This is a genomic window from Paenibacillus oryzae (genome assembly GCF_001675045.1).
GTDB lineage: Bacteria > Bacillota > Bacilli > Paenibacillales > Paenibacillaceae > Pristimantibacillus > Pristimantibacillus oryzae.
Map to the genome: position 1 here is coordinate 75,018 of NZ_LYPA01000065.1, position 15,729 is coordinate 90,746.

Annotated in this window: 8 protein-coding genes; 4 read left to right on the top strand and 4 right to left on the bottom strand. The window is 49.2% G+C overall.

What is annotated here, in order from left to right:
* Positions 1-65 precede the first annotated feature (65 nt).
* The 3 genes from A7K91_RS16390 to A7K91_RS16400 form a co-directional block, all read right to left on the bottom strand.
* Positions 66-854, bottom strand: coding sequence for a response regulator transcription factor (locus A7K91_RS16390; RefSeq protein WP_068684648.1), 789 nt, complete (start codon positions 852-854; stop codon positions 66-68).
* Positions 851-2,626 carry a cache domain-containing sensor histidine kinase gene (locus A7K91_RS16395; RefSeq protein ID WP_068684652.1) on the bottom strand — a complete coding sequence of 592 codons (1,776 nt, stop codon included), beginning with the start codon at positions 2,624-2,626 and terminating at the stop codon, positions 851-853. The genes A7K91_RS16390 and A7K91_RS16395 overlap by 4 nt, the downstream gene beginning before the upstream one ends.
* A 78-nt stretch (positions 2,627-2,704) precedes the next feature.
* The gene (locus A7K91_RS16400; protein WP_082967547.1) at positions 2,705-4,624 is read right to left on the bottom strand and encodes a heavy metal translocating P-type ATPase; all 1,920 of its coding nucleotides are present in this window, start codon (positions 4,622-4,624) and stop codon (positions 2,705-2,707) included.
* 338 nt (positions 4,625-4,962) lie between these two features.
* Between A7K91_RS16400 and A7K91_RS16405 the strand changes: the two genes are divergently transcribed.
* The gene (locus tag A7K91_RS16405) at positions 4,963-8,136 is read left to right on the top strand and encodes an ATP-binding protein (RefSeq protein ID WP_068684654.1); all 3,174 of its coding nucleotides are present in this window, start codon (positions 4,963-4,965) and stop codon (positions 8,134-8,136) included.
* A gap of 266 nt (positions 8,137-8,402) precedes the next feature.
* Here A7K91_RS16405 and A7K91_RS16410 read toward each other — a convergent pair whose 3' ends face one another.
* Positions 8,403-9,167 (bottom strand): helix-turn-helix transcriptional regulator, encoded by a 765-nt coding sequence (locus A7K91_RS16410; protein ID WP_068684655.1) that lies wholly within the window; start codon positions 9,165-9,167, stop codon positions 8,403-8,405.
* Positions 9,168-9,309: 142 nt separating this feature from the next.
* On the opposite strand from A7K91_RS16410, the gene A7K91_RS16415 reads away from it, so the two are divergent.
* The 3 genes from A7K91_RS16415 (at position 9,310) to A7K91_RS16425 (ending at position 15,720) form a co-directional block, all read left to right on the top strand.
* Positions 9,310-11,619: a beta-L-arabinofuranosidase domain-containing protein gene (locus tag A7K91_RS16415; RefSeq protein ID WP_068684656.1), complete on the top strand. Its 2,310-nt coding sequence runs from the start codon at positions 9,310-9,312 to the stop codon at positions 11,617-11,619.
* Between the two features lie 298 nt (positions 11,620-11,917).
* Positions 11,918-12,817, top strand: a complete 900-nt coding sequence (locus tag A7K91_RS16420) for an AraC family transcriptional regulator (protein WP_068684657.1) — start codon at positions 11,918-11,920, stop codon at positions 12,815-12,817.
* Between the two features lie 227 nt (positions 12,818-13,044).
* Positions 13,045-15,720 (top strand): YhgE/Pip domain-containing protein, encoded by a 2,676-nt coding sequence (locus A7K91_RS16425; protein ID WP_068684658.1) that lies wholly within the window; start codon positions 13,045-13,047, stop codon positions 15,718-15,720.
* Positions 15,721-15,729 lie beyond the last annotated feature (9 nt).

Genomic DNA, 15,729 nt, shown 5'->3' on the forward strand with positions numbered 1-15,729 from the left:
TACTGAAAGTGTAACAAGGCAATCGCGTTGCCATAAGGTCATCCTCATTGGAAGTGATACCACTTTTATTGGATTTTTTGCCCATCCTGCAGCCATTGCTGTCTGTATTGACTGGGACTTGTTTGTTCAAGCATGCGAAATACTTTAATAAAATATTTTGCGGTCTGATAGCCGACCTGCTCGGCAATTTCCGTAACCGTCAGGCTTGTTGATGTCAGCAGTCCCTTGGCATGCTGGATTCGATGCCGGGTTAAATAATCGCTAAACGTCATACCCGTCTGCTCCTTAAACAACACGCTGAAATAGCTTGCATTAATCGGTAAATGGTCGGCAACCTGCTGCAGGGAGATTTGCTTGTGGAAGTGCTCTTCAATGTAGGCCAGCGCCTTTTTCACATGGGGATTGTACAGGTTGTTATGCTGGGAAGCTTGAAGCAGCCGGAAATCAATCAGCTTTTGCATTTTATCAATTTGTTCATTCCGGGCTTCCTTTTCGAGCGCATGCTCAACCGCCTGAATCAGCTTGTTTTTTTCAATTGGCTTCAGTAAATAATCAACTACGCCAAACTTTAAGGCGCTTCGCGCATATTCGAAATCGGAATATCCCGACAAAATAATAATGACGGGCGGATGGGGAAGCTTGGTAATCTGCTCGGCCAGCTCAAGGCCGTTCATTTCGGGCATGCGTATATCGGTGAGCAGCAAGCATGCGTCATGCTGATCCAGCCACAAGAGCGCTTCCTTGCCGCTTTGCGCCGTTGTAATCTCGTATTCTCCCGACGCCCACATTCGTAACGTTTTTGAAACCCCTTCGCGGGTTCGCGGCTCATCGTCAACAACTAGAATATGCTTCATGCTCCAGCCTCCTTCTTGATATCCGATGCTTCAGAGGTATCCTGAATTTCAAATGAGATGGTTGCGCCCTTTCCTTCCTGGCTTTGAATATTCAGCCCTTTTGATTCGCCGCCAAAATAAAGATGCAATCTGCGCTCCACATTGGCTATGCCAACCCCATTGCCCTTTGGTGAGGACATTCGGCCATTCTTCAATGCAAAATGGAGCCTCTCCAGCTTGTCGGAGGACATGCCTGGTCCATTATCGGCTATCGTAATGATAACGCAGCCGGGGCTGGAGGAAGGGCGGGCCTCCAGCCTCACCATTCCGTCCCCATGCCGCTGCTCCACGCCGTGCAAAATGGCATTTTCGACTAAAGGCTGAACCAGCAGCTTTGGAAGCGGAACATGGCGGCAGGTTTCATCAAGCTGAATGCTCCATAGCAAACGGTCCAGCAAGCGCATTTTCATTATTTTTAAGTAGCGGGCGGCATGCTCGAACTCATCTTCAATCGTAACCCATTCATCGCCTTCGCTTTTATGGATCACATAGCGGAATAAATCCGACATGGCAATGACTGTTTGCGCCAATTCCTCCTCGCCCTTCTCCTCCAATGCCCAATAAAAGGCTTCCAGCGTATTAAAAAGAAAGTGGGGGTTGATCTGCGCCTGCAGTGCTTTCAGCTCTGTTCGGCTTTGAATAATTTCCTTCTGGTATACCACCTCGATCAGCTCATTCAAATAATCGATGAGTCCGTTGTAGGTATAATGGAGCTCCTGCAGCTCAACAGTGGCAGGTTTTACATCATTGTGCTTCAGATTTCCTAATTTCGCTCCCCGCATCACCCGAATCAGGTTCAGGACAGGGCGCGTAATCATGGTAGACAACGCAAAGCTCAATACAAGCGCAAGAAGGCCGCCCGCCAGCCCTGCCGCAACAATAATAGTGCGCAATACAGGAATGCCTTCCTTTGCATAATTTACAGGCGTCAACATAACGAGGGACCAGCCTGTTAATGCGGAACGGTTTTTGATCACAATATATTGCTCTCCGTTAAGCTCGATGCCTTCCCCTTCATGGTTAAGCACCCGCTGAGGCTGGATGGAGGCATCAAACGTGGAAAAAATGCTTTGATTGGCCTGATCAAACAGTCCCATTTTTTCCTGAGGGCCGCCTTCGGCATTTATTGCCTGCTCCGATAGCGAAAAATAGCTTCGTTCCATTCGTACAAACACATAGCCGCCGTGGGCAAAGGAGTGATCCATAAGCCTGACCTGTCTCATGGCAATGACCGTATCCGCATCGAGAGGGTCAATGCCAAGCCAGACGAGCCGGCCTTGCGCCTGATTCACTTTTCCGATCCAGCCGCCGGATACACGCTCGGTCGAGTCTACGTCAAACAACGGAACCAGGCTCCGGTAATCTGCCGTATAAAGCTCCATTGAACGGACCCCCGTTATGTAGGCTTCATATTTGCGCACTACCTGCTGGAGGGACTGCCTGGTATTAAAGCTGATTCGTTCGCCCTGCACCTCGCTGTACAGCAAGGACTGTACGGTTGCGTCAGTCGCAACCTGCGTTGTCAGCATATCCACCTGCTTGAGCAGGACGGCTAGCTGCCCGGAGGCTTGGGCGGCTGTTTGCTGGATATGTTTTTCCGCATTGCGCTGGAGCATGATGGATACCCGGTCAAACATGAAAATGCTGATTAACGCCAAAATAATATACATAACAAGCACTAGGCCCAAAAAAATTTGATTGCGCAGCGTGTTCCATTTTCCCCAGCGAACCACTTGCCTTCCTCCTTGCACGGCTCGACGCGAGATGCCCTCCGCCATCCCAGGTAATGCCCCGTATTTTGACATTTTTGTTTAACGCAATAACCGCAAGCCGTTTAAAATGACCAGTATCGTACTTCCTTCATGTCCTAACACTCCCAGCGGCAGCGGAATACCGGAAATAAAGTTCGAGGCAATTAAGAACAGGATGACTACTGCCGCAAAAATGATATTTTGCTTAATAACTTTCTTCATGCGCCTGCCCAATTCAATCGCAAAGCTTATCTTCAGTAAATCATCGTTCATTAAAACAAGATCCGCTGTCTCAAGCGCAGCGTCAGACCCCGCGCCTCCCATTGCAATCCCTACAGTGGCAGTTGCCAATGCTGGAGCATCATTCACTCCATCTCCGATCATTGCTACGCTTCCGTAATCGTTTTTAAGCTGCTTTACAATTCTTAATTTTTCCTCGGGTAGCAATTCTGCGTAAATCCTTCCAATTCCTGCTTGAGAAGCTATTAAGTCTGCCGTCAGCTTCTGATCTCCAGTCAGCATTACAACAGAAACTCCCAGTGTTTTTAGCTTTTCAACCATAGGAGCTGCCTCAGGCCGTATCCGGTCTTGCAGAGCAATAGCGCCAATCACTGTTCCGGCCTGCCCAATAACAACAACCGTATTGCCTTGCTGAAGCTTCTCAATTTCTTCAAATATGCCTTGCTGTCTGGCTTCTTTTTCGAATAAAGACGGTTTGCCAATCGTCCAAGTTTGTTCCAGAACATTTCCTTGGACGCCTCGCCCTGTCATGGCCTGAAAGTCCAAGCAGCGCTCCAGCCTAATCCCTTTGCTTTCCGCTTCATCTACAATAGCGCGCGCCAGCGGATGTGTAGACATCGTTTCAATAGAAGCCGCTATTTTCAAAAGCTCATCCTTGTTAAGCGGTGCAAACGCTATAATGTCAGTGACTGCCGGTTTTCCTATTGTCAACGTGCCTGTCTTGTCGAGTGCAATGGCCTTGACCGAGCTTATGCTTTCGAGATGCGCTCCTCCTTTGAATAAAAGCCCTTTACGCGCTCCATTGGATATTGCGGAAAGCATAACGGGCATAATGGATGCGACTAATGCACAGGGAGATGCCACCACAAGAAATACCATCGCCTTGTACAAGGCATCTGTCCAGCTCCAGCCGAGAAGCCAGGGGGGGAGTACAATTAAGGAAGAGGTTATCCCTATAACCGCACGGGCATATATACGTTCAAAGCGCTGCATAAAGCGCTCTGCCTTCGGCATTTCGCTTTGCGCATCCTGTACCAGCCGAATAATTTTGGCAAATAAAGTAGACTCGCTTGAGGCCGTTACTTTAACATACAAAGCGCCTTCACCGTTTAAAGTGCCCGCAAAAACAGGATCGCCGGCAGCCTTATCGACGGGGATGCTTTCTCCTGTAATGGAGGCTTGATTCACTGAAGACGTCCCTTCCATTACTATTCCATCGGCGGGAATCCGCTCGCCATTTTTGATGATTATGATATCGTCAATACGCAATTCCTGAATGGGCACGGTCTCTTGGGCGCCCTCCAGGCAGCGGATAGCCTTCTCCGGCTTCATATCCATCAATGCCGAGATATCTCTCGAGCTCCGTTCAATAGTCAACGTTTCTAATGCGCCGCTAAGCGAAAAGATAAAAATGAGTATGGCTCCTTCCGTCCAATATCCTATGGCCGCGGCTCCGATGGCTGCTGCAAACATCAGCAGATTGACATCCAAGTCCCTTTCATGAACGAGGGTATTCAGGCCTTCCTTGGCTTTAGCGTATCCGCCAACCGCATAAGAGAGGATGAAGAAGCTGACGGCCACGCTATACAGCCGTTGCTCCAACAGCCACCCTATAGCCGTTAACCCGCCTCCAATCAGTGCTGCGGCGAGCTCGCCGTAGCGTGCTTTCCAGCTATGAAAGGTTGTTTCTAAGCTGGCTTTGTCATTCGAAGACGACACATCCTGATGACTGGTGAACATGATCATGCACTTCCTTCTGAATGAGAATGACTTTTACTATTACGGCCCTTAAAATGCAACATGCTGCTTCCTGGATTCAGGAAACAGCATGTTAAACCGCAATAATTAAGTTTTAAATTGATTTTGATATCAGTATATCACAAAGGGGATAATTTTGGAATAATTTCTATTTGATACAAATTATCATTTGCATCGGCTTTTTGACCGATGCGCTATTCATAACTGTGCTGGCTTTTTTTTGTTTTATCCTTTATATAATAGAAGGAGTAAATATTGTCTTAACACTATTTTCCTTAGCTCTTTGAATCTTTTTATGACTGTTGAAAGGTCTGATTGATATGCCCGGGACATCTCGAAAAAAAACGTGGACGGTGCTGGCGGCCGTTGTTATTTTTAGCGCGCTTCTTATTGCCTTGCGCCTTCTTTGGATTGCCGCTTTTTCCAGCACGGAGCAGCCATTGGCGATAAACGGCGTGCTGGATTTGCGCGATGAGGAAATTACCTCTTTCCACACAGTGTCGTTGGACGGCGAATGGGAATTTTATCCGCAATCCTTCAAGTATGGCGAATATAAAGATGTCCCGAATACCGGACCGCATCTGCTCCAGGTACCTGGCGGGTGGAACGATGTGATGAATGAGGAGGCTAAAAAAGCTAACCAAGCGTATGGATACGGAACCTATCGCTTGCGTGTGCTGTTGAACGAAGAAAATCCTATGAATTACAGCTTGCTCGTTCCCAGCGTGCGCAGCTCCTCCGAGCTCTATGTCAACGGTCAGATGCTCATGCAATCCGGAAAACCCGCAACGGATGAACAATTGTATCATCCATGGAATATTCCATATACCGCTTCTTTTACGGCTGAGGGAAAAAGCGAAATCGAAATCGTCATTCAAGCGGCGAATTATCGCGATCCCCGCTCGAGCGGCATTATTCGCTCTATCAAGTTTGGATTGGAGCCGGCGATTGCAAGAGAGGTTCAGCTGTCTGTATCCATGCAGCTGATCGTTTCTTTTGCGCTGCTAATGCATGGCGCCTATGCCTTTTTGCTTTATCTGTTAGGCAATCGGGAAAAACGACTGCTCTATTATTCTATGCTTTCCCTGCTTTTAATGGCGATACTTGTACTCTCCAGTGAAGAAAAGCTGGCGCAGGCATGGTTTCTTGTTCCCTATGATTTGAGCTTTAAGCTGCTTCTCCTCTTTACTTTTGCGGCTGTTGCCTTATCCTTTGTCTGCTTTGCCGACCAGTTGGCCCCGCCATTGCGAAAGCGGCTGCCGATTCTGTACGGCTTATGCATAGCTGGTGCCGGACTGAGTCTTTTTGCATCGGTCCGCGAAAACATACTGCTGCAGGCAATAAGCTCTCCATTGGTGATTTTATCTTTTGCTCTGATTATAAAAACGATTTTTAAAAGCGCTAAGCGGGAAATGATGGATAATCTTCCTGTATTGTTTTCCGTGCTTGCCGTAGCCAGCCATTTGATTTGGTGGACGATTATGCTGCTGACGGGCATCAAGGTGATCTATTATCCGTTTGACCTCATTTTTGCGATAGGCGGGTTTGTTACGGTCTGGTTCAAAAAATATTTGAACATTCACTTCGAAACACGCCGGCTGGCCGTCAAGCTGCAGCGAGCCGACAAACAAAAGGACGAGTTCCTGGCTAATACGTCGCATGAGCTTCGCAATCCGCTGCATGGTATTTTGAATATATCCCAAGCGGTTTTGGAGCGGGAAAGGGGGAAGCTTGGCGATAAAAGCGTCAAGGATCTGGGTACTGTTCTGACCGTTGGACGCCGCATGTCCTTTATGCTGAATGATCTGCTGGACGCTATGCAACTGAAGGAAGGCATGCCCAAGCTGCATATGAAGGCCTTTTATATTCAATCTCTCGCCGCAGGTATTTTTGATATGGTCCGGTATATGACAGAAAGCAAGGAGGTTCGTCTTGAAAATCGTATACCTGATCATATGCCGCAGGTCTGGGGGGATGAAAACCGTGTTGTTCAGATTATTTTTAATCTCGTACATAATGCAGCCAAATTTACAGGTGCTGGTGAAATAGCGATACAAGCCGATTTGCGCCAGGGCCGTGTATATATTGAAGTCACGGATACCGGTATCGGCATGAATGAAGAAACGGTTCGACGGATTTTTGAGCCCTACGAGCAAGGGGCTTCCGGTCAATCCATGGTGGAGGGCGGATTTGGTTTGGGTTTAAGCATCAGCAAGCAGCTGGCAGAGCTGCATGGAGGCAGGCTTGAGGCGTCATCAACGGCCGGAAAAGGCTCCAACTTCCGCTTTTCCTTGCCGATGGCTAATCCGGAGAAGCGGGAAGAAGCTGACTTGTGGATGCTGGCCGCTACAGAGGCAGCTATGGCAGAGGCTGCTGTGACGTCAACGAACGAAGCCGTTCTCCCGCATGAGGCAGATGCTATGGCTCAGCCCGTAGTTTTTTCACCTGAATCGGATAAAGCTTTGCTTTTCAATCAGCCGCGGGTTCTGGTTGTTGACGATGATCCGGTTAATCGGAGCGTTTTGGAAACGCTGCTGTCAGGGGAGTGCTACGAGGTAGATTCAGTCGGGAGCGCGGATCAGGCGCTTGAGGCTTTGGAGAAGCAGGAGTGGGATTTGGTTATTTCAGATGTGATGATGCCCCAAATGTCGGGTTACGAGCTGACTCGGAAAATAAGGGAGCGTTACTCGCTGGCAGAGCTTCCCGTACTCCTGCTCACCGCAAGAACCCGGCCCGAGGATATACAGGAGGGATTCCGGTCGGGAGCCAACGATTATGTAAGCAAGCCTGTGGAGGCGACAGAGCTTCGGTCCAGAGTTCGTATGTTAACAGAGGTGAAGCAGTCTGTCAGAGAAAAGCTTGGAATGGAAGCCGCCTGGCTGCAAGCGCAAATCCAGCCTCACTTTCTGTTTAATGCCTTAAATGCAATATCCGCTCTTAGCGAAATTGATACAGAGCGCATGCGCCGTATGCTGGATGAGCTGAGTCAGGTGCTGAGGCATAAATTCAGGACGTATCATGTAAATGAGCTGGTGCCGATTGAGGAGGAGCTTGGCATAGTCCGGTCTTACCTCTATATTGAGCAGGAACGCTTTGAGGACAGGCTTTCAGTGGAGTGGGAGGTGGAGGCAGAGGATTGCCTCGGGCTGCATGTGCCGCCTCTTACTATTCAGCCGCTGGTCGAAAACGCGATTAAGCACGGAATTATGGAACGCGGAAGAGGCGGAACGGTTACGATTCGGGTTGCCGAAGAAGGGGCCGAAGAAGGGAAACTGGTTCGAATTACAGTGGAGGATGACGGCGTTGGGATGAGCAAAAGCTTATCCGGTCCGCTGCCTTCCGGCGGCTTTGGAGAAGGCTCCGGCGTGGGATTGCTCAACACGGACCTCCGTCTGAAACGCCAGTTTGGAGTCGGGCTGCTCATCAAAAGCAGCCCGGGCAATGGCACCTCGGTTTCGTTTGTCATTCACAAGGCCCAAAAGGAAACGCAATAACCCATAAGACATTTGCCGGTATAATGGGGTTGTACGATTAATCGTACAAAGCGGCATCCATGGGCGCAGTAGCCGTTGATTTTGTACGATTAATCGTACAACTTCTACATGTTGTGTATGTTTAACCCCGCCTGTGTAATCAGTGAGTTCAGCTTGTCATTTATTCCGCCTGTGTAGCCTGGTTGTGCATCTGGAAGTGCATCTGGATGCGCATCTGGTAGGGCATCTCGTTTAGCAAATTACCCGAATCGTCGGCCGCTGAAGCTTCAATTATTCAGCGGAACCGAGTATAAACGGTTGCGGTATTGGGAAGGCGTAACGCCTTCGTATTGCCTGAAGCGGCGCAGAAACAGCTTGTAGTCTGAAAAGCCGCATTCTACGGCGATTTCCTTCACGCTTCTATGCGTGTTCAGCAGCAGCTGTCTGGCGCGGTCCATACGGCCGTTTAGAATGTAGGTTTTGAGGCCAACGCCTTTTTCGCGTTTGACCATTTTGGAGATGTATTCCTTGTTGAAGTTGAATTCTTCAGCAACCTTTTGTACATTGATGTCCTGGTTCAGGTGGATATCCACCCATCTGCAAATTTGATCGACGGTGGCGCTATGGGGCCTGTAGGCTCCTCCCGCTTGGCGCTTCAGCTCGGACAGAAGTAATAGCAAAGCCGCATCCGCTTCATCTCCGGAAAAGGTTGATACATGCAGCAGCTGCTTGAACAGCTGATTAACGCTGGATGGCAGCTTCAGCGTGGCATGGGAGGGCAGGTCTATGAAGGGCCCCTCCTCCATGTTGAAGTGCACCCAAAAAAAGCTGACGCGCCTATAGCTTTTTTCATAGCCGTAATGCGTACGCCCAGAGCGCAGCAGCAGCATATCATCAGCTTTTACATGATAGCGCTCGTTGTCCTCGGCAATAAACATTTCCCCTTCAAGCATAACAATGATTTCGTAAGGCATGCCGCTGCGCCTCATATGGCTCCAGTTGCCCTCCGATATAAATTTTCCGCACAGGTAATGCTCCGGCTGCTTATTCATATAGACCGATTTATCCACCTTTTGTAGGATTATACGTCTGATTATTTTTTATCATATCTGATAGGATGAAGGTAGACAAGGGCGGGATGTGCCGATAGGACATCAACCGCTCAAAATGGTCCACAGTGAAGGGGAGCAGAGGATGGAAAACGAGCTTAGACGTTTTGTGCCGCTTGGCGATGTGAGCTTAACTGCGGGGATGTTCAAGGATTCTCAAGCAATTGGAGAGCAATATTTGCTGTCGCTCGATATCGATCGGTTTCTTGCGCCATGCTGGGAAGCCCACGGGTTATTGGGCAAAAAAGCGCGGTACGAAGGCTGGGAGGCCAGAAGCATCAGCGGCCATTCCTTGGGCCATTACATGTCGGCTCTTGCCGCGGCGTATGCGGCATCAGGCAATGAAACACTGAAAAACACACTTCAATATGCGGTTGGCGAGCTTGCAGCGATTCAGCGCAAAACCGGCAGAGGTTATATTGGCGGCTTGAAGGAAAAAGCGTTTAGTGATGCTTTTGCCGGGAAAGCGGGCATTGGCGGCTTTAATATGGGCGACTATTGGGTGCCGTGGTACAGCGTGCATAAAATATATAAAGGGCTGATCGACGCCTATCGCTTAACTGGCAATCAGGAAGCGCTGGAAACGGTGGACCGGTTTGCCGCCTGGGCAGTTGCGGGGCTGGATTCCATGACGGACGATGTGCTGCAAGCCATGCTGCAATGCGAGCATGGCGGTATGAATGAGGTTTTTGCCCAGCTCTATACGATAACAGGCAAAGCCGATTATTTGAGGACTGCGGTTCGCTTCACCCACAAGCTTGTTCTGAATCCGCTGGAGCAGGAGCGGGATGAGCTGCAAGGCTTCCATGCCAATACGCAAATCCCGAAGGTAACGGGAGCGGCTGAAATTTACAACGCAGACCCTGCCAGGAGCGAATATCAGACGGCGGCGCGTTTTTTCTGGAATACGGTCGTGGAGAAGCGCTCTTATGCTTTTGGCGGAAGCAGCATCTCGGAGCATTTCGAAGCGCCGGGCATGGAAAGTCTAGGTATCAAAACGGCGGAGGCCTGCTTTACCTACAATATGCTGGACTTGACCCAAAAGCTGTTTCTATGGAAGCCGGACAGCAAATATATGGACTATTTCGAAAATGCGCTATATAACCACATTTTGGGCACGCAAGACCCTTGTACGGGCCACAAGACGTATTTTACGTCTACGCTGCAAGGCCATTACCGGATTTACGGTACGCATGACACCGCATGGTGGTGCTGCACGGGAACGGGAATGGAAAACCCGGCTAAATACGGCGAGGGCATTTACATGGAGGATGGCAGCAGCCTTTATGTGAATTTGTATATGCCTTCGCAGGTGGAATGGAAGACGCAAGGCTTCACGCTGAAGCAGGAAACAAACTTCCCTTATTCCGCTTCTTCGACACTAACCATTGTCAGCGGAGAGGGCAAAGCTGTGCTTAAGCTGCGTGTACCGTCCTGGCTGGCGGGAGAAATGACGGTAGAAGCAAGCGACGGAAGCCGGTATGCGTCGGCGGAGCCGGGTTATTTGACCATCGAGCGGGAATGGAAGGCAGGAGACCGGCTCGACATCACGCTTCCGATGAAGCTCCGTAAATATACGGCGCGGGATAACGCAAGCAACATCGCCTTTTTCTATGGCCCCGTCCTGCTGGCGGGCCGCTTCGGCAAGGAGGGACTGCCGGAGGATACCATCGTCGATGAAACGAAGCTGAATCCGGCAACGGCTGATGTGCCGGTATTGTGGACGGACATTGAGGACATCCAAAGCTGGATTTCCGCCAAGGACGAAGCAACGCTTACGTTTGAAATAGCGAAAGAAGTGGCTTCGCATGGGCAGGCAGTGGAGCTTGTTCCGTTTTATGCCATTCACCACGAATTCTACAACATCTATTGGAAGCTGAACGACGAAGGAGATCCCTTCCTCAAGCTGCTCAACGATATAACGATCGACAGCGTGGAGCCGGACGGCCAGCAGGACGAAATCGGGCATGAACTTCAAGGCAATTGTTTGGAGGAAATGTACAACGGACACTTTGCCGACAGCAGCAACCGGATGGTCATGTGGCGGCAAGCCTTTGGCGTGGAGGATGCGTATTTCAGCTATCGGATGGCGGTGAACAAAGCAGGAAGCAACTACTTGTGTGTTGCCTATTGGGGCGGAGACCATTCCGGCTTCTGGCATGACCATAAGCACTATAACCGCAGGTTTGGCATCTCGGTAGACGGTGTGGAGATTGCGGAGCAAACGATTCATTTTAACAAAAGCGGCGGGGTTTTCTACGTTGCTTACGCCATTCCGCTTGAGTTGACGGAAGGCAAGGGGAAAGTAACGGTTGCTTTCCAGGCCAAAGGCGAGATGGGCTGCGCCGGCCGGGTTGCAGGCATTCGTGTGACAAGCGAGTTGCCGGAGCTTTAACCAATAACATGATAGTCATAAAAAACGGCGGGGCTGTCCGAAAAGTCAAGCGGAACGATTAATGATTCAATAGAGAGGATCGGATGGGAAAGGGTGTGTTGAGGGCCCTTTTTCTGAAGGTACCGGCATTTCCCAATCATTATTCACCGTAACAGACTTTTCAGGCAGTCCCATTTTTTTTTGGATGTCAAACTATTAAAATACAAAAAATGGTCACTTTTTATGAGAAAAAGGCACTGTGCGTCAAAGCTCTTGTTGCCATTACTTAGTAGAATAGGAGGCATGGAGGTGCTGACCTATGAGAGCATGGGAATCCGTACAACGTTCAATCCAGTATATGGAGGAGCATTTAACGGACAAAATTGAAATGGAGGAATTAGCCGGAATCGCTTATTTATCGCCATTTTATTTTCAGAGATTGTTTAATCGTCTTGTCGGCAAAACCGTCATGGAATATATAAAACTAAGGCGGCTTGCCAATGCTGCCGATTACTTGATCCATAACCGGGAGAGTCGGATCAAGGATGCGGCCTATCGATTCGGATTTGAAAATCACGAAACCTTTACCCGGGCGTTTAAGTCGGTCTACGGCATGACGCCGGAGAGTTACCGCTCCAATCCGCGTCAGCTGGCTCATTTTCATAAGCCGAATCTTTCGATGACCTACCAGATTGTTGACGAAAACATGCCGTTAATAGCCGACGGAATCACATTGGAGGTAAGCCAAAATCATCTGGAAGCAGCCCGCATTTTCTGCGGTCTGAGCATTCAGCATCCGGTAGGAGACGGACAAGGCGTAGATTTGTTAGGTGAGTTATGGCAGCAATTTCATAAGCTAAAACCATCATTGACTAGTCTGGAAATGGACGGGCGGGAAGCCGGAGTGTCTTTGCCGGGGAAAACGGACGGTTGTTTTACCTATTTTGTCGGGGCTGAAATGCTAATTCAAAGCGCAGCGGGAATAGTTGAGCCATTGGAAAAATGGGAGATGCCGAGCGGCCGTTATATCATTTGCAGCTTCGAGGCCGAAAATTTTCATCAATTGGCGACAAGCGCATTGATGAAGGCTCGCGATTACATGTTTGGCGTATGGCTCCAAAGCCACGGCATTGCTACAGAGCCAATGATGATCGAATTGTATGCAGAGACAACTCCTGAGGCATCCAGCATGGAAATTTGGCTCAAAATCAAAGAATAGAGCAATACAGGACAGATAAAATACTCCCGCCGGGAGGACGCCTGTCAGAAAAATTGAAGAATAGCTAGCAAACTGGATGACTCTCGATGAGGGGGTCATCTTTTTTTTGGATCAGGGCCGTAATATTTCTTCTGTTTCCTGTTCATGCTAAACTACGGTCTGATTAGCGCTATGCTAGTGTTTAGAGGCCGAAAGCTAACCTATGAAACAGCAAAGGCGGCCTTCACATGATTAACATCTGGAACATTTATAAAGCGGATTGGTTCCATATTTTACGAGTGCCTACCGGCATTTTTCTTATAGCAGCGATCATTTTGCTTCCGGGCGTGTACGATTGGGTCAATATTAAGTCGGTATGGGACCCTTACAAAAACACGCAAGGAATTAAAATTGCGGTCACGAGTCTTGATACAGGAGCGGCCGTTCAGGACAAAACAATTAACATCGGTGAGGAATTGGAAGTAAGCCTTCATAAAAACAATAAGCTGGGCTGGACGTTTGTAAGTGAAGAAAAAGCGCGGGAGGGTGTTCAAAAAGGGAGCTATTATGCCAGCTTGCTTATACCAGCCGACTTCTCCGTCAAAATAGCCGGAATTATCGAAGGTAAAATCGAGCGGCCGGAGGTCATCTATACCGTTAATGAAAAGGTGAATGCCATAGCGCCCAAAATTACCGGCTCGGGCGTTTCTGCGATCACGAAGCAAATTAATGAAGGCTTCATAGAAGCGGTCAGCGAAGCCGTGTTGACCAAGCTGAAAGAAGCGGACATAGCCATTGAAGCAGAGCTGCCGACCATCCGCAAGGTAGAAAACGGTATTTTTAGTCTGGAGGGCCATCTGCCCCAAATCGAAGCGGCTGGACAAAAGGTGCTTGAAATACAAAGCAAGCTGCCGGAAATAAACGAGAAGGCGCAAAAAATACTACAGCTCCAGCAGAAGCTTTCAGAAATTAATAATGCTGCGGGATATGTATTAAAGCTGCAGCAACATTGGCCGAAAATTAGCGATGTTGCGATGGAAATAATAGTCATTCAGGAGAAGCTTCCCGAAATCCAAAAGGCAGCACAGCTCATTCAAGAGGTCGATGCCAATTTTGACCATGTTGGAGAGATAATCGACGACGCGCTAGAGAAAAGTAATACGGCTCTTGGCATTGTGGCGACGGCTGAGGAGCAGCTGCCTAAACTTGATGCCTTGGGCAAAGGCGCAATTGAATTTGCGGATGGGCTAAACGATTTTTTAGCGTCGAGTCAGGATGCATTCTACAATATTAGCCCGACATTGAAGCAAAACCTGCTTCTGGTCAAGCAAATGGTTGATGCTGTCAAACTGGTGACAGCAAGGCTGCAGGAAACGGACCTTAGCAAACTTCCGACGGTGGCGGAAATTCAAGCGCTCTCCGAGCGGCTTGGCACGGCAGCGGGAATTCTGGGCAATACGTCGAATGTGCTGCAGACGATCAATAAGCATGTGCAGGACGAGTGGCTGGCCAAAATGATTCAACGGCTAAATGGACTTTCCGAAGCGGTGAATGATCAAATTCAATTGCTTGGCATCGTTAAGGAGACAAGAAGTCGTGAAACTGCTCCGCCAGAAGAAATTGCAGCGCGGCTCCATTCTTTAACCATGCGGGTAAGCAGCGAGCTTGGTTACGTTCTGGAGCATTACGATAGCGATTTTGCCCCTGCAATCACTGAAGGCTTGGGCAAGCTGCTGCAGCTTGGAGCGGCTTCCTCCGATGCTCTGCAGTCAGCCAAGAGCAAGCTTCCGGATATAGCAGAGCTGCTAAAGGGCGCACAAGAAGGGCTGGCCTTTGGGCAGCAGGAACTGATACGCATTCAGTCAGAGCTGCCAGGCATTCGCACTAACGTGCATGAAATAGCGACTGTTTTGCAAAGCAAAACGGAATCATTCGTAAATGCCATTAACAGGGCGGCGCCATTTGTTCGCAATGAACTGCCGGATATCGGCAAAAAAATCGATGCGGCGGCAGCTTATATTCGAAACGATTGGCCAGAAGCGGAAAAAGAGCTGGGGAAGCTTGCGGATTTCATCCAGTATCACCTCCCGGAACTTATGGACAACGTGCAGCATGTGGCAGGACTTGTCCGCAATGACCTGCCGCAGCTGGAAGCAGCCATTCATAAAGCGGCGGATAAGCTGCGCGAGGTGAAGGCTGACAACACCTTTGCCGAGCTCGGCAAGCTGCTGCGCAGCGATATTGAGAAGGAAAGTCAGTTTTTAGCCAGCCCCGTGCTTATTAAAGAAAATCAACTGTATCCCATACCAAACTATGGCTCGGCGATGTCGCCATTTTACGGCGTGTTGTCGCTTTGGGTTGGGGCAACTCTGCTTATTTCAATGCTGCGTTCAGAAGTGGACAATTCAGATGAAAGGTATCGAGGCTATCAGATGTATTTGGGGCGTCTTGCCACCTTTATAACAATTGGCCTGTTGCAGGCATTATGTGTAACGCTGGGTGATTTTTTTATAGTAGGAACCTATGTTGCGGACAAGCTGTGGTTTGTAGGGTTTGCGATGCTCGTCAGCATCGTATTTGTTTCCCTGATGTACATGCTGCTTTCCGTATTTGGCAACGCCGGCAAGGGGATAGCGATTATTTTTATGGTGTTTCAATTTTCCAGCTCGGGAGGCACCTTTCCAATCAGCATGACTTCGCCGTTTTTCCAGGCGCTGAATCCGTTTATGCCCTTTACGTATGCAATCAGCTTGCTGCGCGAAGCAGTCGGCGGCATTTTGTGGACAACAGCGCTTAAGGATGTGCTGGTTCTGCTCGGCTTTATCGCCATCAGTTTTTTTATTTCCCTCGTGCTCAAGCGGCCGCTTAGCGGCATCATCAAGCGCTCGTCCGAAAATGCAAAAAAGACGAAAATTATCGTATAGAGAGTGCAG

Excerpts from the sequence above, each read along its gene's own strand:
- A7K91_RS16390 (WP_068684648.1), bottom strand. The coding sequence starts at position 854 with ATGAAGCATATTCTAGTTGTTGACGATGAGCCGCGAACCCGCGAAGGG.
- A7K91_RS16400 (WP_082967547.1), bottom strand. The coding sequence starts at position 4,624 with ATGTTCACCAGTCATCAGGATGTGTCGTCTTCGAATGACAAAGCCAGC.
- A7K91_RS16405 (WP_068684654.1), top strand. The coding sequence starts at position 4,963 with ATGCCCGGGACATCTCGAAAAAAAACGTGGACGGTGCTGGCGGCCGTT.
- A7K91_RS16410 (WP_068684655.1), bottom strand. The coding sequence starts at position 9,167 with ATGAATAAGCAGCCGGAGCATTACCTGTGCGGAAAATTTATATCGGAG.
- A7K91_RS16415 (WP_068684656.1), top strand. The coding sequence starts at position 9,310 with ATGGAAAACGAGCTTAGACGTTTTGTGCCGCTTGGCGATGTGAGCTTA.
- A7K91_RS16420 (WP_068684657.1), top strand. The coding sequence starts at position 11,918 with ATGAGAGCATGGGAATCCGTACAACGTTCAATCCAGTATATGGAGGAG.
- A7K91_RS16425 (WP_068684658.1), top strand. The coding sequence starts at position 13,045 with ATGATTAACATCTGGAACATTTATAAAGCGGATTGGTTCCATATTTTA.